Below are 25,617 nucleotides of genomic sequence, written 5' to 3' on the forward strand. Positions count from 1 at the left end.
GTCACGTCCGCCGTGCCTGGCGCTGCAAGGCGCCGCGTGACAAGCGATCGAGCAACAAAGCCACCGCGACAATCGCCAGCCCGGCACGCAGGCCCAGGCCCATTTCCATGCGGGTCAGGCCGCGCGTCACTTCGGCGCCCAGGCCTCCCGCGCCGACCAAGCCGGCCAGCACCACCATCGCCAGCGACAGCAGAATGCATTGGTTCAGCCCCACCAGCAGCGTCGGCGCCGCCGTGGGCAACTCGATCTTGAACAGGATGTGCCGCGGCGAAGCGCCCATGGCCTGGCCCAACTCCAGCAAGTCCTTGGGCAGTTGTTTGAACGCCAACGTGGTCAGGCGCAGCATCGGCGGGATGCCATAGACGATGGTGGCAATGATCGCCGGTACGCGCCCCAGGCTGAACAGCATCACCGCCGGGATCAGGTACACCCACGGCGGCACGGTTTGCATGATGTTGAGGATCGGCAGCAGCGCCGCATCCACGCGCTTGACCCGCGCCGCCAGGATGCCCAGCGGGAACGCCACGCTGACCGAGATCAGCACCGCCACCGAGACCAGCGCGATGGTCTGCATCGACGCCACCCACAGGCCGGCAAACAAGCAGAACGCCAACATCAGGCCGGCGAATACGGCCACGCGCCAGTTGGACAGCACCCACGCCAGCAGCACCACGATGGCGATCAATACATAAGCGTGAGGCGCGAGCAGCGCGGTTTCGATGGCGCCGAGGGTGGCTTCGATGATCTTGCTGATCAGCACAAACAGGCCGTGCAGGTTGGCATTCAGCCAATCAATCGCCGGCGCCAGGAAAGCACCGGGGGAGAAGCGAAAGTCCGTCAGGTTCATTGGCTGGCTCCGGTGCGCGATTCAGCGGCGCTTTGGGCAAGGCGGTCGAGGATCATCGTAAGGATGACGATGGCCAACGCGGCGTTGATCGACTTGGCGATATCCAGGGTGCGCACCGCGCCGTAGATGGCTTCACCCAGCCCACCGGAACCGACGATCCCGGCGATCACCACCATGCCGAACGCCATCATCAGGCTTTGGTTCACCCCCGCCATGATGCTCGGCATGGCGAACGGCAAGCGGATCTTGAAGAACATCTGCAGGCCGGTGACGCCGCTGGCATCGCCCAGTTCGACAAACTCCTTGGGCGTCATGCGGATGCCCAGCGAGGTCAGGCGCAAGGCCGGTGGCACGGCGACAATAAAGGTCGCCAGCAACGCCGTCGCCGGGCCGTAGCCGAGCAAGGCAATCGCCGGCAGCAGGTAGATGTACGGCGGCAGGGTCTGCACCAGGTCCAGGCACGGGTCGACCACGCGGTCAAACGCCGGCGCCAGCCCGGCCAACACGCCCAACGGCACCGCCACCAGCAGCGCCAGCAACGTCGCCGTGAGCACCAGCGCGAGGGTGCTGACGGTCTCGGGCCACAGCCCGATAAAGCTGCACAGCAACAAGGCCAGCGCCGCCAACACGGCAAACCGCAGCCCCACCATGCGCCAGCCCAACAGGCCGATCACCAGGGCGATGACATAGAATGGCGGCGCGGCGAGGCACCACAACACGCCCTTGAACACGCCGTTCAGCGCGGTGTTGACGGTTTCGAAAAAGAACTCGCCGTTGTCCTGCAACCACATCAGGCCCGCGTCCACGGCAGCGTCGAACTGGGCGGAAAAATCCGGGGTGGTCATGGCGTGGTATCCAGCACCGGCGCCACGGCGTGGGCCTCATTGGGGATGCCTTGCACACCACGCAGCAGATCCTTGGGCGTGATGATGCCGACCACCACGCCGTGCTCGACCACCGCCAGCGGTTCGAGGTCGGCGCCGATGGTCAGGCCGATCAAGGCGTCGATGTCGGTATCGGGCGAGGTCTGCGGTAATCGCGAAAAATCACACAGCGGGAAGGCCTGGCGGTACGCCGCGATGGGCGTCATCACCGAGTGGGCCTTGACCAAGTGCAAGCGCGAGATGCCCGCGACGAATTCGGCGACATAGTCGTCGGCCGGGTTCAACACGATGTCTTCGGCGGTGCCGACCTGGATGATCACCCCGTCCTTCATGATGGCGATGCGATCACCGATGCGGATCGCCTCTTCCAGGTCGTGGGTGATGAACACGGCGGACTTGCCCAGCTCTTTGGTGAGCTGGCGGAATTCGTCTTGCAACTGGCGACGGATCAAGGGATCGAGCGCGCTGAACGGCTCGTCCATGAGGATGATCTCCGGGTCGGCGGTCAACGCTCGCGCCAGGCCGACACGCTGTTGCATGCCGCCCGAGAGTTCGCTGGGGTAGCGCGCGGCCCAGTCGCTCAGCCCGACCTTGGCCAGCGCACGTTCCGCCACCTTGTAGCGCTCGGCCTTGCCGACGCCCTGCACTTCCAGGCCGAACGCGGTGTTTTCCAGCACGGTGCGGTTGGGCAGCAGCGCCACGCTCTGGAACACCATGCCGATGTTTTTGGCGCGCACGTCACGCAGTTGCGCGGGCGACAACGCGGACAAGTCCTGGCCCTTGACCAGCACCTTGCCGGCGCTAGGGGAGATCAATTTGTTGAGCAAGCGGATCAGGGTGGATTTGCCACTGCCGGACAACCCCATGATGCAAAAGATCTCACCGCGGCGAACCTGCAGGCTCACATCCGACACCCCGACCACGCAGCTGAAATCCTGCAAGACCTGGGTTTTGCCAAGGCCCTTGTGGACGACCGCGTCCATCGCCGCCTTGGCATTCTGACCAAAGATTTTCCAGACCGACTGGCAATCCACAAGCACTTCGTTGGTGTCTATTTTGACCGTTGTCATTGCTAAGCCTATTGAACCAGTCGGGCTGGTTTTTCTAATGGATCAGAACGCGTTGTCCGTACCTGGCAGTGGCAAAAATGCTTCGAGGGTTATTGTTTGATATTGGCCCAGCGCTTCATCAGGTCGGCGTGGTTGTCGGCCCAGGCGGCGACGGCCTGGTCCATGGTCTGGCCATCCTTGACGGCGCCGTTGATCGCGGTGATATCGGCCAGGGGCACGTAGACGCTGGCGATGACTTCTCGGGCATGGGGGTTTTCGGCGGCGAAGCCCTTGTGGCCGATCCAGTAGTAGGCTTGCGGCGGGGCGAAGGAGCCTTTGGGGTCCTTGAGGAACTTGAGGTCGAACTTCTGCGCCATCCACGACGGTTCCCAGATGGTCACGGCGACCCATTCTTTGCGGTCAACGGCGGACTTGAGGGCGGCGGTCATGGCGGCGGTACTGCCTTCGAGCAGTTGCAGCTTGAAGCCGTAGTCCTTCACCGCTTTGTTGGCATCGCTCATCAAGCCCGAACCCGGCTCGATACCGATGATCTTGCCGCTGAACTTGTCGGCGTTGTCGTTGAGTTGTTCCAGCGAGTCGATATCGACGTACTTCGGCACGGCGATGGCCTGGTACAGGCCGTAGGAGACCGGCGAGAGTTTTTCCAGGCGGTTCTTGTTCTTGTTCCAGTAATCCTGGGTGGCGTAGTCGGTCTGCGACGCCAGGACTTGCACATCGCCCTTGGTCAACGCGGCATACGCAATGCCAACCTCGGAGAACTCGACCACCTTGACGGTGTAGCCGGCGTTTTCCAGGACCTTCTTGGTCACGCCGGTAATGGGCGTCAGGTCTTCCCAGGACATGGTGCCGACGGTGATGGTTTTTTCTTCGGCCTGCACCGGAAGTGTCACCAGCCCCACTAACGCAACCGCACAAACGGTTTTCCAAAATGTCTTCATGGCATGCCTCGATCTACGTTGTAGTTATAGTTTCAAGCCTCCTGGGATGGAGGTCGATGTGAGGGGACAACGGGTAAATTCGGCACCGCAAACGCGGCTGGGTGAAGCCAGACTGGCATGGGCAAAAGGGTCGGTCAATAGGATGTATTTTCTCTGTATACATATAGAATTCAGACAAAACACAATTGATATTATATTTTCTCGTTTGAATTCAATCGCTTAACCGCAGGCATTAAAAAATCGACAGGTCGCTCTCAGGAAAGTATCGGGTCGCTTTTGGAATGCTGTCTTGCCGGTAAAAGTGGCTGAAAACGCCGCGCCGGTTAACTGATCGTTCCCACGCTCCGCGTGGGAACGATCATCCCAGGCAAAAAAAAGCCACTCGTACGAGTGGCGGTTTTTTGCAGCTGACAGGTCAATCGTGACCCGCACCGGCCTTGAAACTCGACGGGTTGATCCCGAACTGCTTGCGAAACGCCGTCGCAAAATGGCTGGCATTCGCATAGCCCAGGTCCGACGCCACCCGCATCACCGACGCCTCCCCCTCCATCAAGCGACTGCGCGCCTGGGTCATGCGCGCGTGCTGGAACACGCCGTAGACGCTGTTGGCAAACAGCTGGCGAAAGCCCCGCGTCAACTTCGGCTGGCTCATCCCGGCCTCCCGCGCCAGCTCGGGCAGGCTGGGCGCCTTGCCCAGGTCCGCGAGCAGATACTCGCGGGCGTGCAGCAAGCGTTGGCGGTCGAGGGGGCTGAGGCGGCAGGTGCAGGCGAGGTTGCGCCGGGCTTGCAGGAACAGGCTGACCAACGTGACGCTCTGGCCGTACAGCCACAGGCTGCTGCGCGACTGGGACAGGTCCATGGCGTTGCACAGCAGGTGCGCGGTGGCGCTCATTTCGCCGCTGCGGTAGCCGTCGAGGAAGCAATGCTCACACGCCAGCGCACTGCCCAGGGTCGGATCAATCTCCACGTCCCACTGGGCCAGCAACTGCGGGTTGATCATCACGGTGATGTTGTCGATCTCACCCTGCTGGTGATACAGGCCCTCGCGGCTGCGCCCGAAGCTGATGCTGCCGGCGCCTTCATTGATCGCATGGCGTGTGTGCCGGCGACCGTCGTGAAAGCTGCAATGGGCCTTGCCCTTGAGGCGGTGGGTGAAGCTGAAGTGGATGCGTTCGCTGTCGTCCTGCAATGGCAGCTCCACCGGCTGCGCAAAGGTGCTTTGCCAGCGCACGAGGTCCAGCCCGCCGTGCAAGGTCACGCGGGTGACCCGGCACTGGTTGCCGGGGCCGAATTCGCCGCGATAGCCGTTGGCAATGATCTGCGAGACCGGCGTGGGTGCCTGAACAGCTGACATCGTTGAATCTCCCTGCTGACCGGATACGGCTCGAATCAGACCACATCGGGGTAGAGTCGCGCAATTGATAATCACTAGCATCTTGGCCGTTATCGCGACTCTCCAAAACCCTCAGCCAAGGCCCCATCATGTCGACTCGCCGATTCGCGCAAAGTAGTTACACTATAACAATAGCCATCAGTTTGACACTTAGTCATTCCGCCTACGCCGACGCGCCCGCCGAAGCGCTGCAACTGCCCGCCTCCACCGTCACCGCCCGCATGACTCAGGAAGACCCCAAGGAAGTGCCCATCAGCCTCAGCGTGATCAGCGGCGAACAGCTGCGCGTGCAACGCCTGGACACCCTGGAAAGCGCCCTGCGCAACACTTCCGGGGTCAGCGTCAACTCGTCCGGCGGGCCGAATGACTTCAACGTGCTGATCCGTGGCGTGGGTTCGCTGTACCAGATGTCGATGGATGACAGCTCCGTCGCCTTCAACATTGATGGCGTGCCCGTGTCGTCGCGCAGCCTGGGGTTCGAGACGCTGGACGTGGAGCGCATCGAAGTGCTCAAGGGCCCGCAAGGCACGCTGTCCGGGGCCATCGGCCAGGCCGGCGCGGTGAACATCACCACCCGCCAACCGACCCGCGAACTGCAAGGTTATGTGCGCGGCGAAGTCGGCCAGCAAGGCCAGTTCCTCAGCGAAGGTGCGATCGGCGGCCCGATCAGTGACCAACTCAGCGGGCGCCTGGCCATGCGCAGCGCGGGCTATGACAGCTGGATCGACAACGACCAGACCAACCACCCCCTGACCAAGCCGCGCAACGAAGCCTTCCGTGGCAGCCTGCTGTGGGACGTCAACGACGACACCCACGTGCTGCTCAGCGCCGAGCGACAAAAGACCAAACGCGCGACCAACTCCCTGGTGCTGCGCCCCTACGGCAGCGACCCGAGCCTGGACCTCAGCCCCGGCCTGTTCGATGACAACTACAAGACCATCGAGCGTTATGCGATCAAGCTCGACCACGACTTCGCCAACAGCCGCCTGACCTCCACCACCGCCACCAGCACCGCCGATTTCGAGGGCCTGATCGCCTATGACAGCAAACTGATGGGTGCCCTCTACGGCACCCCGAGCGAGTTCTGGGTGGTGGACAAATCCTTCGAGCGCAGCTGGAGCCAGGACGTGCACCTGAGCGCCCTGCCCGACGCCGACGTGTTCTGGGTCACCGGCCTCGCTGCCACGCGCAACGAACGCAGCTACGACACCCCGCGCAATACCTACGGCACCTCCGGGGCGAAGTTCCGCGATTTCACCACGACCACCTATGCGGGCTACGGCGAAGCTACCTTCCCGCTGACCGAGCGCCTGAAGTTGACCACCGGCTACCGCCATTCCTGGGACCGCAAGACCTATGACGGGCAGTATTTCGCCGGCAGCGACGCGGTCAACGACTCGCGCAAACTCACCGACCACTACGGCACCGGCCGTGCGGCCCTGAGCTACGCCATCAGCCCGCAGACCAATGTCTATGTGCAGTTGGCGCGGGGCTATAAGTCCGGTGGTTTCAATGACTATGCCTCGCAGGTCAGCGACAGCCAACCGTACAAGGCCGCCGTCAGCAAAACCGCCGAGCTGGGCTTCAAGAGCGAAACCGCCGACCGCCGTGGCAGCCTCAATGGCGCGCTGTTCTTTACCCGCGTCCACGACGACCACCTGCTCGGCTACGACGCCGCCACCTTTGCCACCAACGCGTTCAACGCCGACACCCGCACCCGCGGTGCCGAACTCGAAGGCAGTTGGCACTTCGACCACGGCCTGACCCTGGCCGCCAGCGCCACCTACCTCGACGCCAAGATCACCAGCGCAGTGCTGGGCATCCAGGCCGGTGACGTCAACGCCGGCAACCGCACCCCGGACGTGCCGCGCTGGAGCGGTAACTTCAATGCCAGCTGGAAACACCCACTGGGCAGCTTCGCCAGCCTCGGCGACACCACATTGAACACCAGCCTCAACTACCACCTGGTGGGCGAGCGCGCGGCCGACCCGCAGAACCATTTCAACCTGGACAACTACGAGAAACTCGACCTGCGCGCAGGCCTCGAAAGCCGCTTCGGCGAGGTGTATGCCTTCGCCGACAACCTGCTGAACCAGACCTACGACACCTACGGTTTCTACAGCGACCCGGTGGCCTATGGCGCCCCGGCACGCCGCCGCACCCTGGGCGTCGGCTACACCTATCAGTTCTGAATAAACCGGGGAGCCGGCGTGCCGACTCCCCGCGCTTCAAAACGCGTAGCTGTACCCCACTCCCGCCGAACGCCCGCGCGCCGGCATCCCCGTCAGCACTGCGTCGGTCGAGTAGGCGCCGTACAGGTCATACCGCGCATCCAGCAGGTTGTCGCCCCACAGGTAGATTTCCGAACCGCCGCTTTCCAGGCCCAGGTGCAGGTCCAGCTTGGCGTAGCCCTTGAGGTCATAGTGATTCTGCGCGTCGGCCGGGCGGTTTTTCTGCACGCGGTAGTTGAGCAAAGTGTTCAGGCGTGGCGCGGGCAGGCCCAGCAGGTTCGGCAAGTCGCGCGTCCAGGCCAGACTGAAATTGCCACTCCACAGCGGCACATCCGGGACACGGCTGCCCGCGGCCACATCGCCGCCGGAGACGCCCGGTGCGTCGGAGGTCACCACCGCGTTGGTGTAGCTCACGGCACTGCCCAGGGTCAGTTCATCGTTCACATGCCAGGTCGTCGACAGCTCGGCGCCCTTGCTGCGGGTGTCGGCGTTCACTGCGCTGACGGCCAGGCTGGTGAAGTCGTACCCGAGCAAATGGTCATCGGCGACACGGGTGATAAACAGCGCGCCTTCCACACTCAGCGCACCGCCGGTACTTTCATGCTTGAAGCCCAGTTCGGCGGCATTCACTTTGGCTGCTTTGTACGGCTCGCTGTCCTTGACCGAGGTGGCGTAATCATTGAACCCCGCAGACTTGTAGCCACGCGACAACACGGCATACAGGTTGGTCTGCGCGGTCAGCGCATAGGCCAAGGCCACGCGGCCGGTGCTGTAGTGGTCTTGCAGCTGGCGGCTGTCGCCGGTCACCGCGCCGCCACTGGCGTAGTCGGCGCCATAGGTCTTGCGGTCCCAGCTGTGGCGCAGGCCGGTGGTGAGCTTCCAGCGCTCGGCAAGCGGCACGGTGATCTCGCCATAGGCCGCGTAGCTGTTGGTACTGAAGTCGCGCTGTTGCCAGGAGCCGTTGGTGAAGTTGTCCGAATCGAAACTGCGCTCGGAGCGCGCCAGGTTCATCCCGCCGACCCAGAACACCTCGGCGTCCGGCAATGAGCCCAGGCGCAGGTCCTGGCTCCACACTTGCTCGCGGGCGGTGTCTTCGATCAGGTATTCGAATGGCGCACCGTAAAGGGCGCGGGTGATGTTGCGGTCGTAGCCCTTGACCCCATTGAAATCGGTGCGGGTATAGGCGCTGATCGAGGTGAGGCGCGCCTGCGCCAGGTCGTGGTTGAGTTCGAAGGAGTAGCGCTCGTGGGTCTTCTGGTTGCCGTCAAATACGCCGGGGGTGTAGTCCAGGCGCGGGCGGTGGCCGAACGGGCGCAGCATTTCCAGCCCGGCGTAATGCTCGGCGCGTTGGCGCTCGGCCACCAGCAGGCCCGTGGTGCCGCTGTCGTTGTCCCACAGCAGGCTGCCGCGCAGGGCCAGGTCGCGGGGACGGGTCAATGGGTCGCCGTCCTGTTGATCATCGACCCAATTGTCAAAGCCTGAGCGGCGCACGGCGATGCGCCCGGCCAGGGTGTCGGTCAATGGCCCGCCCACCGCGCCCTCGGTCATGAATTGGCCTTGCTGGCCGACTTCGCCGCGCACATAACCTTGCACTTCACGGCTCGGCTTGCGCGTGGTGACGTTGATCGCGCCGGCTTCGCTGTTGCGTCCCAGCAACGTGCCCTGGGGGCCCTTGAGCACTTCCACTTGCTGTACATCCAGGGTGGCCATGGCCGCATTGCGCACCGACATCGGCACGCCGTCTACATTCAGCTGCACCGAGCCGTCATCCATGCTCATCTGGTTCAGCGAACCGACACCACGGATGCGCACGTTGGCATCGTTGGCGCCGCCCCACGAATTGACGTCCACCCCCGGCGTGGCGCGCAACGCGTCTTCGAGGGTGCGCAGGCGCCGGGTCTCCAGGGCCTGGCCGTCGAGCACCGTCAGGCCGAACGGGATGTCCTTGGCGCTCTCCTGATGCAGCCGCGCGCTGACCGTCAGCGGCGCCAGTTCGAGGGTCTCGGGGCTGGGCCGGTAGTCGGCGGCAAACGCGCTGCACATCTGGCTGGACAGGGCCAGGGCCAAGGCTTGGGTGAGCACGTTGGCACGCCAGCCTGGCGGTCGGCGCAGGGGTTTGAGGGTGACTTGGGCAGGCATGTAGAACTCCAGGGATAAGGGTTTCAGGACATTCATTCCGGTGTTCCCCAGCGCTCACGCGCCTGGGTCACCACGGCTTCCGAGGGCGCGCCGAGCAGGCCCTGGATCGAAACGGGCCATCCCTGGCCAGTGCGCACGGCGGCAGTCATTGCCAGCAGTTGTTCGGGGCTTTGGCTGGCGACCCAGTCGAGGCTGGCCAGCGGTGCATAGAACGCGGCCCAGCCCTGCGCACGGGCGCTGGCCAGGGTGCCGACGGGCTCGCCGTCGCTGCCCAATGCGCGGGTCAGGTCATCGGCCATCAGCGTGATCAAGGCAGCGCGGGCCTGTGGACCGTCCACCTCGCCCACACAGAGCAAGCCCAAGGCCCCGGCCACGCCCTGGCTGAGCCACACATGCCCCGGTTGTTCGCGCAGGTCGCTGGCACTGATCAGCTGCTGGCGCGCCAGCAGTTCGGCGATCTGCGCGCGCCGCGCCCAGCGCCCGACGCCGCTGGCCGCCACGTCCCAGTGCGGTGTCTGCGCCAGCAGCAGGTGCGCGTTGCTCAGGCGACTGGCGCCCATGCCGCTGGGCCACTGGCTCAGTTCGCTGACGATGGGGCTAGCGCCCAGGCGCCGGGCCACGCACGCGGTCATCGCCGTGAGGTCGTCGCGCACTTCGCGGGCGGTGTGCTGGCGGCTGGCATCGGCCAGCACCTGCACGCCGTCGAGGTTTTGGACCGAGGCCAGTGGCGTCGGGCGGTAAGCGAAGTCCAGGGGATGTTGGCTGTGGCCGCTGAACGGCTGCCCATCCAGGCTGATCGTCCATTGCCAATCCCCGGCCGGGGCCACGGCTTGCGCCGCCACGGCCGCGCCCATCGGTAACACCGGCATCAGCGCGGGCAACCCGGCGGCAATGCGTTGCGCGGGGGCACGCAAGGCGCGCTCCGGGTCCAGGCCCAGGCGCGGCAGCACCCGGCGCGCTTCCAGCCATGTGGCCTGGGGCGTCAGCCACAGGCCGTCACCGTCGGCGGGCCAACCGCTGGCGCTGACGGTCCAGTGCAACGTCACGCTGCACCCGGCCGCCGCACACGACCCCAAGGGGATGCGCAGGTGGTCGCTGGCCTGCTCGACGGCGACCGCTTGACCCATGACGCTGGCGCCGGTCACGTGTAAACCCGGCGGCAGTTCGGCGTCCAGATGGCCGTTGGCGGCGATCACCCGGTCCAGGCGCCACTGCCCTTGCACCTGCCGACGCCCGCTGTCGATCTGCACCTGCACCTGTCCACCGGCGACCTGCCATGCGCCTGCATCGGCCAGCCAACGCTGTTCCCAGGCAGCACGTTCGGCCAGCTCGTCAGCGCTGGAGCGGTAATCGCCCTGCTCCACCAGGTGGCGATGCAACAACACACCAGTGCCGAGCAAGCCCAGCACACCCAGTGCCAGCAGCGACGCGGGTAAACGTCCGACTCCACGGGGCGCGAGCAAGGCCGCCAGTGCGACCATCACCGCACACCCCGCCAGCTTCCAGCCCGCCAGCGTCGCCAGATACGGCCACCACGGCGCCCAGCCGGTCAACGCCGACAACGCCACATGGGCCGGGATCGCCATTTCATAGGGCGGGTAACTCACCAGCCCAAGCTCGTGATTGAGCACCAGGAAAAACGTCAGCAGCATCGACGTCGCGTAAGCCAGGCCGGTGCGGCGGATCAGCGTGTGTACCAGCAGCGTCAGCAGTGCCAATTCCAGCAACGGTGGTGCGAATACCAGCAGTTGATAGGTCAGCACAAACCCCGGGGCCAGGCTTTGCGGTGCAACCAGCGCAGTGATCAACAGGCTGGCGGCACCCGGCACCAGTGCCAACAGCACCGTCGCCACCGCCACACACAGCACCCGTCCAAAAAGGCGCACCCACGCCGGGGCCGGCGTGGCGTTCAGCATCGCGCCCAGGCCTTCGACGTCATCGCGTCGGCACACCAACCCCACCAGCGCCGCCAATACAAACGCGAGCACCAGGAACAGCGCGCTGGACAGCAACGGCAAGCTCAAGTCCGCCCTCGGCACCATCGGCCCACGGGCGTGCCACACCCCATGGACAAAGCCGCTGAGCACGCCCATCACCATCAGCAGCGCCAGGGCCAGCCACCACACCTTGCGGGCGAAAATTTGGCGTGACTGCCAACGGGCTTCGTACCACAACGCCCGAAGCCAATGGCTGCGCAGCACGGGGCCGAGCACCGCGGTACCCTCGGCCAAGCGCATCGGCGGCTCTGCCAGTACAGCGCCGGAACGGCGGCCCATCAGGCCCTCACGCGTGGTGCGCGCCAAGACCCAGGCCAACAGCACCAAGGGCAGCGCACACCACAGGCTGCGGTTGAGCCAGAAGCCTGGGGTCAGGGCCAGCAGGGCCTCGGATTTCTGCGCCGCCGTCCAGGTTTCCACCTGGGCCTGGGCAAAGGTAAACAACGACGGATCGAGGCTGGCCGCCAGCAACGGGTTGATCTGCCCGCCCTTGAGCACCACCACCGCAAACATCCACAACAGCATCAGTACCGTGGCCAACGCAAACGGCGCCGCCAACCCGCGACTGCGCAACGCCAGCAGGTAATACAGCGCGCCGATGCCGGTGCTTACCGGCAACAACAAGGCCACCCAGGCGAACCCCAGCGCCGACCACGCGGGCGCGCCGATGCTCGCCGCTGGCACCCAGCCCAGCCAGGCAAGGATCGGGCTGAGTAAGAAGCCCACAACCAGGGCGCTGGCGAGCAACCCGCCGACCATTGCCGCGCCGATAAAGCGCCCCCACAACAGCGCCGGCAGCGACACCGGCAAGACCAGCAGCACCTCTTCCAACTGCGCCTTGCGGTCGCGCAGGGCTGGCTGGGCAAACACCCAGGCCCAGGCAAAAAACAGGAAGAACATGCAACCGCAGGACATCAGGTAGATCAGGCTCGGGGCGTTGCGCGGGATATCGCTGGCGCCCATTTTCTGCACGTAGTCGGCGTTGGTCAGGGACATCAGCAAGTAGCCGGCCAGGCCGAGGAACACCAGCACGGGAATCCCGCTGCGCAGCCCGGCACGCAGTTCCACCCAGGCTTCGCGGCGCATCAGGGCAAAGTGGTTCATGCGTCGGGCGCCTCGCCGGCCTGGGCCAAGGCCAGGTAATAGATATCTTCCAGGCGCGGTGCGTGGGGCGTAAAACGCGGATCAAGGGGCCGTTCGCCGTGCACGATCACCCGACTGCCTTGCGGGCTGGCCGCCACATGCAACGCGGCCGGCAAGGGTTCGCCACGGCCAAACGGCGCTTGCCACAGGCGCCCCTGCTCGGCCGCCAGCAGGTCCGCCGGGCGGCCTTCGACGATGATCCGCCCAGCCGCCAGGACGGCCAGGCGACTGCACAGGTTTTCGACGTCTTCGACGATATGGGTCGACAGCAGCACAACCGACTCGGCGGCGACGTCCGCCAGCACCCGGTGGAAACGGTTGCGTTCCGCCGGGTCGAGGCCCGCCGTGGGCTCATCGACAATCAACAAGCGCGGCGCGCCCACCAGTGCCATGGCAATGCCAAAGCGGCGCAGCATGCCGCCCGAATACGTGGCCAACGCACGGTGCGCGGCGTCTTGCAGGTTGACCTTGCCCAGCAGGCCTTCAATTTCCTCGCGGCGTTGCCGGGCATCGGTGCGCCCCTTGAGCCAGGCGAAGCGGTCGAGCAGGTCACGCGCACTCACGCCGGGATAAGCGCCCAGTTGCTGCGGCAGATAACCGAGGCGCTGGCGCAGGTGATCGGCGTCAGCCAGCACGTCCACGCCATCCAGATGAATACTGCCGGCGTCCGCCGGTTGCAGCGTGGCCAAGGTGCGCATCAGGCTGCTTTTGCCGGCGCCATTGGGCCCCAGCAAGCCATACATGCCGGGGCCCACGCTCAGGTCCACGCCGCGCAGCGCTTCGACGCCGTTGTTGTAGCGCTTGCGCAGACCGCGCACTTGCAAACCTGAATCGACTGACATCTGCCACTCCAAGGACACCGGTTGGGGGAAATACCTGCCCACGAAACAGGCAGCCTGGAACGGTAGCCAGGGCCACCGGTGGGCCTCTACCCGATTCAAGTCATTTTCCAACCGTATCGCGCCGCTGGTGGGGTCGGGATGTCGAATGCGGGGCGAATTGGACTCGATGCGGGTAGCCGTCAAATCTGGAGTGACTAGCATCGTTTGCCCCGCAGAAGACCTACGGAACACCGATGACAACTGCCCTGGACACCTTGAAACGCCCGGTCAACCCACTGATCCGCCTGGGTGTGCTGTTTGCCGCGATTGGCGCGCTGGTCAACCTGGTGCCCTTCATCGGCCTGACCGAATTGGCCCGGCTGCTCCTGGCCAGCGACGCCGCGCGTCACACCTTGTGGTCGTGGGCGGCGCTGGTGGTGATCGCCCTGAGCCTGGGCTGGATGGCCAACGGCGTGGCGCTGTGGCTTACCCACGTGGCCGATCACCGCCTGCAAGCCGGCTTGCGTGACGCGATGGTGCGCAAACTCGGGCGCGTGCCCCTTGGCTGGTACAGCGACACCACGTCCGGCGCGGTGCGCAAAGTGGTGCAGGATGACCTCGAAGACCTGCACCACCTCGTCGCCCATCACGCCGTGGAACTCACCGCCGCCGTCGTCACGCCCCTCGCCGGGCTGGTATGGCTGGCCAGCCTGAACGGCTACCTGGTGGTGCTGGCGGTGCTGACCCTGCCGGTCTACGCGCTGGCCTACGCCCTGATGATGCGCGGCTTCGGCAGCAAGATGCAGTTGCTGGACCAGAGCATGACCCGGGTCAGCGCGGCGATTGTCGAGTTCGTCCATGGGATTGCGGTGGTCAAGGCCTTCGGGCGCGGCGGCCAGGCCCATCGCAGCTATCAGCAGGCGGTCAACCAGTTCAGCCAGCAGTACGCGGGTTGGGTGCGTCCGTTGTTGCGCCTTGAAGCGTTGTCATCGATGGCCTTGAGCGTGCCGCTGATTCTGCTGGCCAGCCTGGGCGTGGGCAGCCTGCTGTTGGCGCGGGGCTGGGTCACGCCGCTGGAGTTGTTCGCCGAAACCCTGGTGGCGGTGGTGATCCCGCAATCGTTGTTGGTGATCAACCAGAGCCTGACCGCGCAACGCACCGCCCTGGCAGCTGCGGCACGCATCGAAGCCCTGCTGAACATCGACGAACTGCCCAGCCCGACCGCCTGCCAATCGCCCGAAGGCAGTGCCATTACCTTCGACAACGTGCAGTTTGGCTATGACCCCGCCCACCTGATCCTCGACGGCATCACGCTGCATTGCCCGGCAGGCACGGTCACCGCGCTGGTGGGAGCGTCGGGCGCAGGCAAGTCGACCCTGGCCAAGTTGGTGCCGCGCTTTCACGACGTCAACGCTGGGCGGGTATTGGTCGGGGGTGCCGATGTGCGCCAGATCGACCCGCACCAACTGTACCGGCACGTCGGCTTTGTGCTGCAAGACGCACAACTGGTGCACGGCAGTGTGGCTGAAAACCTGCGCCTGGGCCGGCCAGAGGCCAGTGACGAGGACGTGCAGGCGGCCGCGCGTACGGCGCAGATCCACACGCGTATCGAGGCGCTGCCCCGTGGCTACCAGTCGGTGATTGGCGAGGACGCGATATTCTCCGGCGGCGAAGCCCAGCGACTGTCCATCGCCCGCACGCTGCTGGCCGATACGCCGGTGCTGATCCTCGATGAAGCCACCTCCCACGCCGATCCAGCCTCCGAAGCGCTGATCCAGGACGCCCTGTCGGCGCTGGCCAGAGGGCGCACGGTGCTGGTGATCGCCCATCGCCTGGCCAGCATCCGCGGGGTCGATCAAATCGTCGTCCTCGATCACGGCCGCGTGGTGGAGTGCGGCCGTCACCCTGACCTGCTGCACGCCGATGGCGCCTACGCCCGCATGTGGCGCGCCACCACCCCCGACCTGGAGATGTCCTTGTGATCCGCAGCCTGCTCACCCTGTTGGGCCCGGCCCATGCCGCGCGCCTCTACCGTTACCTCGCCTGGCTGGTGGCCAGTGCCGTGCTGCAAGGCCTGGCCGTGGCGTTGCTGGTGCCGATCCTGCACGCGCTGTTCGCCGGCGACTTGCCGGCGGCACTCGCCTGGTTGTGTGCCCTGGCGGCCATGGTGGTGCTGACGTGCATCGCCCACTACCAGCAGGCAATGCGCGGTTTTGCCCTGGCGCTGCTGGTGCTGACGACCCTGCATGAGCGCCTTGGCCAACACCTGATGCGCCTGCCCCTGGGCTGGTTCAACGCGGAAAAGGTCGGGCGCCTGTCGCGCAGCGCCACCAGCGGCACGCTGATGGTCACCGGGCTGTTTGCCCATTACCTGGGGCCAGTGGTGTGCGGGGTGGTGGTGCCGGCCACGGTGGCCCTCACGCTGTTTGTGTTCGACTGGCGCCTGGGACTGACCGCCGTGCTCTGTGCGCCGCTGATCTACGCCACCCATCACTGGTCGGCTAACGCCATTGCCGCCAATGACCAGCGCGTCGAAGCCGCCGCGACCCTGGCCGGCAACCGCGTGGTCGAGTTCGCCCGCTACCAGCCGGTGCTGCGCGCCTTTGGCCAGGCGCGGGACGGCTATGCACCGTTGCACGCGGCTAACCTGGCGCAGAAACACGCGGGCGGTTCGATGCTGGCGCAGACCTTTCCCAAGTTGCTCGCCGGTGGCCTGACCGTGCAATTGGCCTTCGCCCTGCTGGTGGGCGTCGGCATCGCCCTGGCGGCAACCGGTGCAATCGACGCCATCCAACTGGTCGCACTGCTGGCCCTCGCCGCCCGCTTCGTCGGCCCGCTGGCCGAAGCTGCCGCGCGCAGTGGCCTGTTGCGCATGGCCGGCAACGACCTCGATCAACTGGTGAGTATCCTGCGCGAACCCGGCCTGCCGGAACCGGCAAGCAGCCAGCCCCTGACGGCGCCCGGCAGCCTCGCGTTTGAACGCGTGAGCTTTGCCTATCCCAGTGGCCCCTCGGTGCTCAAGGACCTGAGTTTCAAAGTCCCGGCCCATTCCATGACAGCCATCGTCGGCGCCTCGGGTTCAGGTAAAACCACCATCACTCGTCTGTTGATGCGCTTCTTCGATGCCAGCGAGGGCCAGGTCAAGGTGGGTGGCGTGGATGTGCGTGCACTCACCAACTCGCAGCTGATGGCGCAGTTGTCCCTGGTGATGCAGGACGTGTACCTGTTCGACGACAGCCTGGAAGCCAACATCCGCGTCGGCAGCCCCGACGCCACTGCGCAGCAGGTGGCCGAAGCGGCGCGCCTGGCCGGGGTCGATGAAATCATCGCGCGCCTGCCCCAAGGCTGGCACACCCCCGTGGGCGAAGGCGGCGCCAGCCTCTCCGGCGGCGAACGCCAGCGCGTGTCCCTCGCCAGGGCCCTGCTCAAACGCGCGCCGATCCTGTTGCTGGACGAAGCCACTGCGGCGCTCGACCCGCAGAACGACGCTTACGTGCAAGCCGCTATCCGCACGCTGATGCACCGCGCCACGGTGCTGGTGATTGCCCATCGCCTGCCGACCATCATGGCGGCCGACCAGATTCTGGTGCTGGATGAAGGGGGGCTGGTGGAGTGCGGCACTCATGCGCAGTTGCTGGGGCAGAACGGACGGTATGCGGGGTTCTGGAGGGAACGCCAGCGGGCGGTTGGGTGGCGGTTGGAGTGAGCACATCAGGCTCAAATCGCAGGCAAAAAAAAGCCACTCTATTGAGTGGCTTTTTCTTTTGTTTGGAGCGGGAAACGAGACTCGAACTCGCGACCCCGACCTTGGCAAGGTCGTGCTCTACCAACTGAGCTATTCCCGCTTGGTGATGCGCATTCTATACAAATCTCGTAACCGGTCAACCCTTTGATTCAAAAAAGTTTTATTTCTTTTCAACGGTGGTGCGCAGATGAGGCCAGGCGGCACGCAGGTACTGGAGCATGGACCACAGCGTCAGGCCCGCCGCGATCAGCAGCAAAGCGTAGCCAGTCAGGACCCAGAACGAGAAGTCCGATGGGTTGGCCAGCAGGATCACGAGCGCGAGCATCTGCGCAGCGGTTTTCCACTTGCCCATGTTGGACACGGCGACGTGGGCGCGGGCGCCGATTTCAGCCATCCATTCGCGCAGCGCCGAGACGACGATCTCGCGGCCGATGATCACGGCGGCTGGCAAGGTCAGCCACAGGTTGCCGTGTTCCTGCACCAATAGGACCAGGGCTACGGCCACCATGAGTTTGTCAGCCACGGGGTCGAGGAACGCACCGAAGGGCGTGCTCTGTTCAAGACGGCGGGCCAGGTAGCCGTCGAGCCAGTCAGTGGCAGCCGCAAAGGCGAACACGGAGCTGGAGGCGGCATAGCTCCATTCGTACGGCAAATAGAACAACAGAATGAAAATCGGAATAAGCAGGACGCGTAGAACGGTGATCAGATTAGGGATATTCATCGGCACAACTGGCTACGAGGTGGAAAGGCATTCTATTCGCTGTGCAGATTGGCATAAATCAGCTCAGCGAGCTTTTTACTGATACCGGGTGCTTTGGCTATTTCGTCAATGCTGGCACGGGAGAGCTCTTGCAAGCCACCAAAATGTTTAAGCAAGTCGCGACGTCGCGTCGGGCCAACCCCCGCCACCCCTTCCAGGGTTGAGGTTCGCCGGGTTTTGCCGCGACGGGCGCGGTGGCCGGTAATTGCAAAACGGTGGGCTTCGTCGCGGATCTGTTGAATCAGGTGCAGTGCGGGTGAGTCGCCCTTCAAGGTGAACTCATGGGCGGCATCATTCAAGTACAACGTTTCGAAGCCGGCCTTGCGCGTGGCGCCCTTGGCGACGCCGAGGAGGATCAGGTCGGGCACCGCCAGTTCGTTGAGCACGTCACGGGCCATGGACAGCTGCCCTTTGCCGCCGTCCACCAAGAGGATATCCGGCAACTTGCCCTCGCCGTCCTTCAACTTGCTGAAACGCCGAGTCAGGGCCTGGTGCATGGCGGCGTAGTCGTCGCCGGCGGTGACGCCTTCGATGTTGTAGCGCCGGTAGTCGGACTTGATCGGCCCTTCCGGCCCGAACACCACGCAGGAGGCCACGGTGGCCTCGCCGCTGGAGTGGCTGATGTCATAGCACTCCAGGCGCTGCGGTGGCTCGTCCAGGTTGAGGACCTCGGCCAGGGCGTCGAAGCGTGCGGCAACGTGCTGTCGATTGGCCAGGCGCGCGCTCAGGGCCTGCTCGGCGTTGGTCACCGCCAGTGTTTGCCAGCGGGCCCGGGTGCCGCGTACGCGGTGGCTGATGTCCAGCTCGCGGCCGCGTAGTTCGTGGATCGCCGCGATCAGCGTGGGGAAATCTTCGTGCACCACGTTGACGATCAGTTCGGACGGCAGGTCGCGCTCAGGGCTACTGACGTAGTACTGGCCGAGAAACGCAGCCATGACTTCGGCCACGTCCTCGTCGATACCGGTCTGCGGGAAGAAGTTCTTGCTGCCCAGCACCCGCCCGCCACGCACGCTGATCAGGTGCACGCAGGCGCCGCCGGGGTTGACGAAGGCGGCGATCACATCGACGTCGCCGGTGCCGCCTTCCATGCTCTGCTGGTCCTGCACGCGGCGCAGCAGGGAGATCTGGTCGCGCAGCTCGGCGGCGCGCTCGAAATCCAGGGTGCTGGCGGCCTGTTCCATGGCGGCGGAGAGTTCATCGGTGAGCGCATTGCTGCGTCCTTCGAGGAACATCACCGAATGGCGCACATCTTCGGCGTACTCGGCGGGCTCGACCAGGCCCACGCACGGCGCCTTGCAGCGCTTGATCTGGTATTGCAGGCACGGCCGGGTGCGGTTCTTGTAGAAGCTGTCTTCGCACTGGCGCACAAAAAAGGTTTTTTGCAGCAGGCTCAGGCTCTCGCGGATCGCGCCAGCGCTGGGATACGGGCCGAAGTACTTGCCCTTCTGCTTCTTCGCCCCGCGATGGATGCTCAGGCGTGGAAAGTTGCCGTCAGACAAAAACACGTAGGGGTAGGACTTATCGTCGCGCAGCAGGATGTTGTAGGGCGGCCGCCATTCCTTGATCAGCGTCTGCTCAAGCAGCAGCGCTTCGGTCTCGTTGGCGGTGATGGTGGTTTCGACCTGGGCGATGCGCGCGACCAGTGCCGCCGTCTTGGGCGCAAGGCCGCTCTTGCGAAAATAGCTCGCCAGGCGGTTCTTCAGGTTCTTGGCTTTACCGACGTAAAGCAGGCGTGCCTCGCTGTCGAACATGCGGTACACGCCAGGGCGGCCACTGCAGGTTGAGAGAAAGGCACTCGGATCAAACGGCGTGGTCATGTCAGGCGCTGGCGTCCACCATGCCGTGGCGTACCGCGAGCAGGGTCAGTTCAACATCACTGCTGATGGTGAGTTTCTCGAAGATGCGATAGCGGTAGGTGTTGACGGTCTTGGGCGACAGGCACAGCTTGTCCGAGATCGTCTGTACCTTCTGGCAGCCGACGATCATCAAGGCAATCTGGATTTCCCGCTCCGACAGCGCATCAAACGGTGAATCACTCACGGGCTGGAAGGACTTGATCGCCAACTGCTGGGCAATCTGCGGACTGATGTAGCGCTGGCCGGCAAACACCAGGCGAATGGCTTGCACCATCTCGGCCAGGCCGGCGCCCTTGGTCAGGTAACCCGCGGCCCCGGCCTGCAGCAGGCGCGTAGGGAAAGGATCTTCCTCGCACACTGTCACCACCACGACCTTGATATCCGGGTGGCTGCGCAACAACTTGGTCGTTGCGCCAAGACCGCCGATGCCCGGCATCTTGACGTCCATCAACACCACATCGGGCTTCAACTCACGCGCCTTGATCAGGGACTCTTCCCCGGACTCAGCCTGGCCGACTACTTGCAGGCCATCGATGTCAGCCAGCATTCGTGTAATGCCTGTACGAACGAGATCATGGTCATCGACTACTAGCACCCTAATCAAGCAGACACCTCGCGATATGGTCTTATAGGTTGCTGAACACCTTAGCAAAAAACCAAGGCGCAGACCTAGCTGCAAGCGTCATATATATAGCGTTTGAACGAACCGCACTCGCCCGCCGAATGGCGGGCGACCGAGTTTGCGGGGTAAAACGTCAGGAATCCTGGGATTGCGCCTTGGCTTTGCCATTCAAATGAAATGAATGCTCGGCCAGGGTTGAAGTCAATCGGCGGATAGCATCCTGATCTTCCTTGAACATCGCCCGGTAATCGCCCAATACTTTCTCTTCGACCCGGCTTAGGTGTTCCGATTGAATCGGCGTGGCATTCCCGGTCAACACATACAGGATATCTACACCTCTTTCGGCGACACGAGACAAGTAGTCCGCTTTAGGCGCGCGCCCTCCACTTTCATATTTACCTTGTGCATTGGCTTCAACGCCTCCGATCTCACCAAAAACTTTTTGCGACAGGCCAAGTCGCTCTCTTTCTTGCCTCAAACGCGAACCGATTCCACTCATTTGGATGTATGATCCTATTTGGCACACCCCAAGAGGTGACACACTCATCTCTTTGTTAAACGAACTTGAACGGTTTTGAACTATGCCCGGAATCCGTACTGCTGCACAAGCCAAGGCCTGGCTGGAACATCAAGGAAAGTCAGTTCAAGCGTTCGCCCGTGAACATGGCGTTGATCCGGCAACCACCTATCAAGTGCTCGCTGGACGCAAAAAGGGACGGCGTGGTGAGGCCCATAAGGTAGCGGTCCTTTTGGGCATGAAAGAAGGGATCATCCTTTCTGAGGCTGATGGCCAAAACAACGATCAGGAAGTCGTCTCCTAAGGTCAGTATGCGCTTATTAGGATTCGGCGCAGGTTTAGCTTGAGGGGCAGACGCGCTCCATCCGCCAGAAGCAATCTTCCTCCCCGACGATGTTCAGCCCCATGCGCTGATAGAGGCGTTTCGCCGGGTTGGTCTTGAACACGGTCAAGCGCAACAAGCCCTGTGCACAGGCCTTGAGCGCCATCTGCTCCAGCACCCAACTGCCAGCACCCTGCTTGCGACAGCTTTCGAGCAGATGCAGTTCGCGGATATACAGCGCCCGGCTGTCACGACTCAGGCTGATAAAGCCGAGGACGCAGTCGTCGCGGCAAATCAGCCAGTTTTCCCGACCGGCCCACGCGGTATCAAAACCGTCGTTGGACCACAGCAGGCCATATTGCGTGTAATAGCCGCTCATGGCCTCATGGGTCAGTGTGCGTGCGAATGTCAGGTCGCGATCCGTCGCGGCGCGCAGGTGGAATGCCATTTACAGAGCCATCACTTGGCCAGACCACTGCCCGCTTTCGCGGCGGGCTATTACCAACGCGTCCCCCACACCCGGCGCGGCAGCCAATAAACGACCATCATCGGCCCAGATCGTACTGCGGCCCGCGCACACGTAGCCGCCGGATGGGCCACCATGATTGGCCATCAACACCAACAGACCATGCTCGGCGGCGTAGCCCTGCAGTAGGGCGCTGTCTGTTGCGTAGCCGCCTTCACTGATCAACACACCTGCGGCGTACACATTCGCCCCGGTTTCAACGGCAGAAAGTGCATGACTTGCGTGGGAAAAGTCCGCACACACCGCCAGCGCAATCAGCTCGCCACCCCACTCGAGTACAGCACCGCCCTGCCCCGGGACAAATGCAACCTCTTCACCCGGATGCAGGTGCTGCTTGGTGTACACCGCCAGGGAGCCGTCCGCCCCCAACACCAATGCGCCGATCGACACACCGGCCTCAGGCGCCAAACGGATCGGCATCCCCACCACCGCCGTCAGCCTCAGCGCCTGCGCCATTTCACGCAGCGGCGCGAGTACCGTGTCATCCGGGGCGATTGCCAACCCGGCAGCCAATGCCGGCTCATAGCCTGTCAATGACAACTCTGGAAACACCAACACTTGCACACCGTGCTCCGCTGCCACGCCCATGAACGCCAGATGCCGCTGGAGATTGGCAGGTATGTCGCCCGCAACGGCGATCGTTTGAGCAGCAGCAAGGGCAAAGGCAGTCATGGTCGCGTCCAGGCAATCAATATCAAAGTGTTACAAGCATATCTCGGTCAATAGCGCTAAGTACCCCCACGCCATAGAGATTACCCATTGAATCCTCCTGCGTGCCTCGAGTAAGCTCCCCCCCATCATTTGGAGACACACCATGTTGCAACTCACCCACACCCAGGTTTGCCCTGCTGCCAGCGCCCCGCGCTCGGTGTCGGCTACCCGTGTATGCGGTTCGAGCGCAGCGGTAAGCTTTTATTTTGGGTATTGGTTTAGCCACTGGCGCGCCTGATACCTGAAATCGGCGGCCACTACTCAAGGGGTCGCCTGCCAGAGAAATCTAACCCCCGGTCGGCTCCCCGACCGGGGGTTTTGTTTTTTGGCCTGCAGACAAAAGCCCTTCATAAAATTTTGCAAGAACACTTAAGGAATCACGACATGAACTACGCCACCTATTACCGCTACGACACTTGCACTGCATGGCGATTTAGCAAGCTCCGTTCGGGACAGCCTGCCGCCTCCGATCGGTCACCTATTGGTGGCAAGCCAACACACGTAGCCGATACGGCCAATTGTCGAACACCCCAGTAGGGCCAAGCGTGCGGGAATAACCCGCCGCTTGCCCAGGAAGCCTTGAATATGAACGCTGCCACCGCCGCTCTGCCTGTTACCAATCTGTCCAGCGCCAATGAAGCCCTGACCCAGCGCCTGCCCAGCTCCCTTGAGCTCAAGCACCAGCTACCTCTCAGCCCGTTCCTCAACGAACAGATCCACGCCCATCGCCAAGCCGTGCGCGCCATCCTCAATGGCGAAGACAAGCGCTTGCTGGTGATTGTCGGCCCGTGCTCGATCCACGACCCGGAATCGGCCATGGAGTACGCACGCAACCTGAAGAAACTGGCCCTGGAAGTCAGTGACCAGATGCTGCTGGTGATCCGCGCCTACGTCGAAAAACCCCGTACCACCATCGGCTGGAAAGGCCTGGCCTACGACCCGCACCTGGACGGCAGCGATGACATGGCCGCCGGCCTCACCCTGTCCCGTCAATTGATGCGCGAAATGCTGCGCCTGGGCCTGCCGGTTGCCACCGAACTGCTGCAACCCATGGCCGCCGGCTACTTCGATGACCTGCTCAGCTGGGTAGCGATTGGCGCGCGCACCACCGAGTCGCAGATCCACCGCGAGATGGCCAGCGGCCTGGGCATGCCCGTGGGCTTCAAGAACGGTACCGACGGCGGCGTCGCGATTGCCTGCGATGCGATGCGCTCGGCCTCCCACCCGCACCGTCACTTCGGCGTCGACAGCCAAGGCCATCCGGCGATCATCCAGACCCCGGGCAACCCCGACACTCACCTGGTGCTGCGCGGCGGTCACCGTGGGCCGAACTACGACGAGCAAAGCGTCGCCCAGGTGAAACACGACCTGGCCAAATCCAAGGTGGCGGCGCGGATCATGGTCGATTGCAGCCATGCCAACAGTGGCAAAGACCCCTTGCGTCAGCCAGCGGTGTTCAACGAGGTGCTGGAGCAGCGCCTGCAAGGCGACTCCTCGCTGATCGGCATGATGCTGGAAAGTCACCTGTTCGAGGGCTGCCAGCCACTCAGTGCATCGATGCAATACGGCGTATCGGTGACCGACGGTTGCCTGGGCTGGGACGCTACCGAGCAACTGCTGCGCAATGCCGCGCAGCGGCTGCGCGAACGCACCACACTCGCCTGACCGATGACCCGCCAGACATGTGGGAGGGCCTCCCTCCCACACCTGGACCATGCAAACCCCGGTCGCGATTCGTGACCTGGGGTAAAGAGTCCTTTTCAGAATCGGCGGTTTTTCCGAAGGCACAACGGACGGATACTCGTCGTCATTGTTGATATCCCTTCAGGAGCTACCGATGTCCACCGCCCCACACACCATTCCAGCCTTCGGCCTCGGCACCTTCCGCTTGCAGGGCAAGGTGGTGATCGACTCCGTGAGCACTGCCCTGGAACTGGGCTACCGCGCCATCGACACCGCGCAGATCTACGAAAATGAAGCCGAGGTTGGCCAGGCCATCGCCGACAGCGGTATCCCGCGCGACGAGCTGTTCATCACCAGCAAGATCTGGATCGCCCATTTCGCCGAAGGCCAGTTGATCCCCAGCCTGCGCGAAAGCCTGCGCAAATTGCGCACCGACCATCTCGACCTGACCCTGATCCACTGGCCGTCCCCGGAAGACCAGGTACCCGTTGCCGAATTCATGGGGCAGTTACTGGAAGCCAAGCGTCTGGGCCTGACGCGCCAGATCGGTATTTCCAATTTCACCCTGGACCTGATGAAACAGGCGATTGCCGCTGTGGGCGCCGAAAATATCGCCACCAACCAGATCGAACTGCACCCCTACCTGCAAAACCGCAAGGTCGTGGATTTTGCTACCGCCCACGGCATTCGGATCACCTCCTACATGACCCTGGCCTATGGCGAAGTGCTGAACGATCCGGTGATTCAGCAAATCGCAGAACACCACCAGGCGACGGCGGCACAAGTCACGTTGGCCTGGGCCATGCAAATGGGTTACGCGGTGATCCCGTCGTCTACCCAACGTGCCAACCTGCAAAGCAACCTCAAGGCACAGCAACTGACCTTGAGCGCCGCCGAGTTGGCGAAGATTGCCGGCCTGGAACGCGGCCACCGCCTGACCAGCCCCAAGGGTATCGCGCCGCTGTGGGACTAAGCCCCGGCGACGGGCGTTCGGGACAACTCCCGCAGCCAGGGCAATACCCGCAGGCCGCGGGCGGCTTCGGGAGGGTCGATGATATCCATGAAGTGTTCGAGGTTGACGTTGTCCGGCACGCCAGGCAGCCGTACCAGCACCGCTGGCGTGATGCCGGCAGGCTGGCCCAGGTCCAGGTGGTCATACACCAGCACATGGCGCACCTGGAGCTGGGGCCCGCTGGCCTGGGCGGCCAGCCCCGCATTGATGATGAGCACGTCGAACGGCTCAGCCGGAACGGCGGCAAGCACCTGGGCCTCGTCGAAGGTTTGCACTGGCACGATCCGGTGATATCCCAGTTGATTGAGCATTTTCTCGATGTACAACCGTTGCAGATGTTGCTCGTCGGCAATCAGGATGGTCAGTGCTTTATTCGGCATGGCAAACCCCTGGGTAGGCA

At 63.7% G+C, this 25,617-nt stretch carries 21 protein-coding genes and 1 tRNA gene; 6 read left to right on the forward strand and 16 right to left on the reverse strand.

The annotated features are described in order from the left end of the window. Position 1: 1 nt before the first annotated feature. The 5 genes from B348_RS0117940 to B348_RS0117960 form a co-directional block, all read right to left on the reverse strand. The gene (locus tag B348_RS0117940; protein ID WP_017737454.1) at positions 2–847 is read right to left on the reverse strand and encodes a proline/glycine betaine ABC transporter permease; all 846 of its coding nucleotides are present in this window, start codon (positions 845–847) and stop codon (positions 2–4) included. Next, positions 844–1,692, reverse strand: coding sequence for a proline/glycine betaine ABC transporter permease (locus tag B348_RS0117945; RefSeq protein ID WP_017737455.1), 849 nt, complete (start codon positions 1,690–1,692; stop codon positions 844–846). Before B348_RS0117945 ends, B348_RS0117940 begins: the two co-directional genes overlap by 4 nt. Further along, positions 1,689–2,801 (reverse strand): glycine betaine/L-proline ABC transporter ATP-binding protein, encoded by a 1,113-nt coding sequence (locus tag B348_RS0117950; protein ID WP_017737456.1) that lies wholly within the window; start codon positions 2,799–2,801, stop codon positions 1,689–1,691. The genes B348_RS0117945 and B348_RS0117950 overlap by 4 nt, the downstream gene beginning before the upstream one ends. Before the next feature lie 89 nt (positions 2,802–2,890). After that, positions 2,891–3,739 carry a glycine betaine ABC transporter substrate-binding protein gene (locus tag B348_RS0117955; protein WP_026136869.1) on the reverse strand — a complete coding sequence of 283 codons (849 nt, stop codon included), beginning with the start codon at positions 3,737–3,739 and terminating at the stop codon, positions 2,891–2,893. Between the two features lie 415 nt (positions 3,740–4,154). Then, positions 4,155–5,093 (reverse strand): AraC family transcriptional regulator, encoded by a 939-nt coding sequence (locus B348_RS0117960; RefSeq protein ID WP_017737458.1) that lies wholly within the window; start codon positions 5,091–5,093, stop codon positions 4,155–4,157. A 182-nt stretch (positions 5,094–5,275) separates the two neighbouring features. Between B348_RS0117960 and B348_RS0117965 the strand changes: the two genes are divergently transcribed. Beyond that, positions 5,276–7,324 (forward strand): TonB-dependent receptor, encoded by a 2,049-nt coding sequence (locus B348_RS0117965; protein ID WP_017737459.1) that lies wholly within the window; start codon positions 5,276–5,278, stop codon positions 7,322–7,324. Positions 7,325–7,360: 36 nt separating this feature from the next. Here B348_RS0117965 and B348_RS0117970 read toward each other — a convergent pair whose 3' ends face one another. The 3 genes from B348_RS0117970 to B348_RS0117980 are packed head-to-tail and all read right to left on the reverse strand — an operon-like array spanning position 7,361 to position 13,484. After that, positions 7,361–9,502: a TonB-dependent receptor gene (locus tag B348_RS0117970; protein ID WP_017737460.1), complete on the reverse strand. Its 2,142-nt coding sequence runs from the start codon at positions 9,500–9,502 to the stop codon at positions 7,361–7,363. Between the two features lie 32 nt (positions 9,503–9,534). Further along, entirely contained in the window at positions 9,535–12,603 is a 3,069-nt protein-coding gene (locus B348_RS0117975) for an ABC transporter permease (protein WP_017737461.1), read from the reverse strand. Further along, a complete protein-coding gene (locus B348_RS0117980) occupies positions 12,600–13,484 on the reverse strand; it encodes an ABC transporter ATP-binding protein (RefSeq protein ID WP_017737462.1) in 885 nt (294 codons plus the stop codon). Before B348_RS0117980 ends, B348_RS0117975 begins: the two co-directional genes overlap by 4 nt. Positions 13,485–13,717: 233 nt before the next feature. On the opposite strand from B348_RS0117980, the gene B348_RS0117985 reads away from it, so the two are divergent. Beyond that, positions 13,718–15,445 carry an ABC transporter ATP-binding protein gene (locus tag B348_RS0117985; protein ID WP_017737463.1) on the forward strand — a complete coding sequence of 576 codons (1,728 nt, stop codon included), beginning with the start codon at positions 13,718–13,720 and terminating at the stop codon, positions 15,443–15,445. Next, entirely contained in the window at positions 15,442–17,169 is a 1,728-nt protein-coding gene (locus B348_RS0117990; protein ID WP_017737464.1) for an ABC transporter ATP-binding protein, read from the forward strand. Before B348_RS0117985 ends, B348_RS0117990 begins: the two co-directional genes overlap by 4 nt. A gap of 63 nt (positions 17,170–17,232) precedes the next feature. Here the strand turns inward: B348_RS0117990 and B348_RS0117995 are convergent. From B348_RS0117995 to B348_RS0118015, 5 genes are all read right to left on the reverse strand, one after another. Then, positions 17,233–17,308: transfer RNA gene (locus tag B348_RS0117995), tRNA-Gly, on the reverse strand. Positions 17,309–17,368: 60 nt separating this feature from the next. After that, positions 17,369–17,929, reverse strand: coding sequence for a CDP-diacylglycerol--glycerol-3-phosphate 3-phosphatidyltransferase (gene pgsA / locus B348_RS0118000; protein WP_003232771.1), 561 nt, complete (start codon positions 17,927–17,929; stop codon positions 17,369–17,371). 32 nt (positions 17,930–17,961) lie between these two features. Beyond that, a complete protein-coding gene (uvrC, locus tag B348_RS0118005) occupies positions 17,962–19,785 on the reverse strand; it encodes an excinuclease ABC subunit UvrC (protein WP_026136870.1) in 1,824 nt (607 codons plus the stop codon). A gap of 1 nt (position 19,786) precedes the next feature. Continuing rightward, positions 19,787–20,428 carry a UvrY/SirA/GacA family response regulator transcription factor gene (uvrY, locus tag B348_RS0118010; protein ID WP_026136871.1) on the reverse strand — a complete coding sequence of 214 codons (642 nt, stop codon included), beginning with the start codon at positions 20,426–20,428 and terminating at the stop codon, positions 19,787–19,789. Positions 20,429–20,579: 151 nt separating this feature from the next. Beyond that, on the reverse strand, positions 20,580–20,945 hold the full coding sequence (locus B348_RS0118015) for a helix-turn-helix domain-containing protein (protein WP_017737467.1): 366 nt from the start codon (positions 20,943–20,945) through the stop codon (positions 20,580–20,582). 82 nt (positions 20,946–21,027) lie between these two features. Here B348_RS0118015 and B348_RS0118020 point away from each other — a divergent pair, with 82 nt between their 5' ends. Further along, the gene (locus tag B348_RS0118020) at positions 21,028–21,267 is read left to right on the forward strand and encodes a DNA-binding protein (protein WP_017737468.1); all 240 of its coding nucleotides are present in this window, start codon (positions 21,028–21,030) and stop codon (positions 21,265–21,267) included. Positions 21,268–21,301: 34 nt separating this feature from the next. Here B348_RS0118020 and B348_RS0118025 read toward each other — a convergent pair whose 3' ends face one another. Further along, the gene (locus B348_RS0118025; protein ID WP_017737469.1) at positions 21,302–21,733 is read right to left on the reverse strand and encodes a GNAT family N-acetyltransferase; all 432 of its coding nucleotides are present in this window, start codon (positions 21,731–21,733) and stop codon (positions 21,302–21,304) included. Beyond that, positions 21,734–22,483 carry a carbon-nitrogen hydrolase family protein gene (locus B348_RS0118030; protein ID WP_026136872.1) on the reverse strand — a complete coding sequence of 250 codons (750 nt, stop codon included), beginning with the start codon at positions 22,481–22,483 and terminating at the stop codon, positions 21,734–21,736. Positions 22,484–23,107: 624 nt separating this feature from the next. Between B348_RS0118030 and B348_RS0118035 the strand changes: the two genes are divergently transcribed. Both B348_RS0118035 and dkgB read left to right on the forward strand, forming a co-directional pair. Then, a complete protein-coding gene (locus tag B348_RS0118035; protein WP_017737472.1) occupies positions 23,108–24,187 on the forward strand; it encodes a 3-deoxy-7-phosphoheptulonate synthase in 1,080 nt (359 codons plus the stop codon). 172 nt (positions 24,188–24,359) lie between these two features. Further along, the gene (gene dkgB, locus B348_RS0118040) at positions 24,360–25,178 is read left to right on the forward strand and encodes a 2,5-didehydrogluconate reductase DkgB (RefSeq protein ID WP_017737473.1); all 819 of its coding nucleotides are present in this window, start codon (positions 24,360–24,362) and stop codon (positions 25,176–25,178) included. Here the strand turns inward: dkgB and B348_RS0118045 are convergent. Further along, entirely contained in the window at positions 25,175–25,597 is a 423-nt protein-coding gene (locus B348_RS0118045; protein WP_017737474.1) for a hypothetical protein, read from the reverse strand. The genes dkgB and B348_RS0118045 overlap by 4 nt on opposite strands. Between the last annotated feature and the right edge of the window lie 20 nt (positions 25,598–25,617).

This window comes from Pseudomonas sp. CBZ-4, from assembly GCF_000346755.1.
Lineage (GTDB): Bacteria > Pseudomonadota > Gammaproteobacteria > Pseudomonadales > Pseudomonadaceae > Aquipseudomonas.

What these genes read in the sequence shown, in the direction of transcription:
- B348_RS0118045 (WP_017737474.1), bottom strand. Translation starts at nt 25,597, where the DNA reads ATGCCGAATAAAGCACTGACCATCCTGATTGCCGACGAGCAACATCTG.
- B348_RS0117970 (WP_017737460.1), bottom strand. Translation starts at nt 9,502, where the DNA reads ATGCCTGCCCAAGTCACCCTCAAACCCCTGCGCCGACCGCCAGGCTGG.
- B348_RS0117940 (WP_017737454.1), bottom strand. Translation starts at nt 847, where the DNA reads ATGAACCTGACGGACTTTCGCTTCTCCCCCGGTGCTTTCCTGGCGCCG.
- B348_RS0117975 (WP_017737461.1), bottom strand. Translation starts at nt 12,603, where the DNA reads ATGAACCACTTTGCCCTGATGCGCCGCGAAGCCTGGGTGGAACTGCGT.
- B348_RS0117960 (WP_017737458.1), bottom strand. Translation starts at nt 5,093, where the DNA reads ATGTCAGCTGTTCAGGCACCCACGCCGGTCTCGCAGATCATTGCCAAC.
- B348_RS0117945 (WP_017737455.1), bottom strand. Translation starts at nt 1,692, where the DNA reads ATGACCACCCCGGATTTTTCCGCCCAGTTCGACGCTGCCGTGGACGCG.
- B348_RS0117950 (WP_017737456.1), bottom strand. Translation starts at nt 2,801, where the DNA reads ATGACAACGGTCAAAATAGACACCAACGAAGTGCTTGTGGATTGCCAG.
- B348_RS0118035 (WP_017737472.1), top strand. Translation starts at nt 23,108, where the DNA reads ATGAACGCTGCCACCGCCGCTCTGCCTGTTACCAATCTGTCCAGCGCC.
- B348_RS0118025 (WP_017737469.1), bottom strand. Translation starts at nt 21,733, where the DNA reads ATGGCATTCCACCTGCGCGCCGCGACGGATCGCGACCTGACATTCGCA.
- uvrC (WP_026136870.1), bottom strand. Translation starts at nt 19,785, where the DNA reads ATGACCACGCCGTTTGATCCGAGTGCCTTTCTCTCAACCTGCAGTGGC.
- B348_RS0118020 (WP_017737468.1), top strand. Translation starts at nt 21,028, where the DNA reads ATGCCCGGAATCCGTACTGCTGCACAAGCCAAGGCCTGGCTGGAACAT.
- pgsA (WP_003232771.1), bottom strand. Translation starts at nt 17,929, where the DNA reads ATGAATATCCCTAATCTGATCACCGTTCTACGCGTCCTGCTTATTCCG.
- B348_RS0118015 (WP_017737467.1), bottom strand. Translation starts at nt 20,945, where the DNA reads ATGAGTGGAATCGGTTCGCGTTTGAGGCAAGAAAGAGAGCGACTTGGC.
- B348_RS0117955 (WP_026136869.1), bottom strand. Translation starts at nt 3,739, where the DNA reads ATGAAGACATTTTGGAAAACCGTTTGTGCGGTTGCGTTAGTGGGGCTG.
- B348_RS0117985 (WP_017737463.1), top strand. Translation starts at nt 13,718, where the DNA reads ATGACAACTGCCCTGGACACCTTGAAACGCCCGGTCAACCCACTGATC.
- B348_RS0117980 (WP_017737462.1), bottom strand. Translation starts at nt 13,484, where the DNA reads ATGTCAGTCGATTCAGGTTTGCAAGTGCGCGGTCTGCGCAAGCGCTAC.
- B348_RS0118030 (WP_026136872.1), bottom strand. Translation starts at nt 22,483, where the DNA reads ATGACTGCCTTTGCCCTTGCTGCTGCTCAAACGATCGCCGTTGCGGGC.
- dkgB (WP_017737473.1), top strand. Translation starts at nt 24,360, where the DNA reads ATGTCCACCGCCCCACACACCATTCCAGCCTTCGGCCTCGGCACCTTC.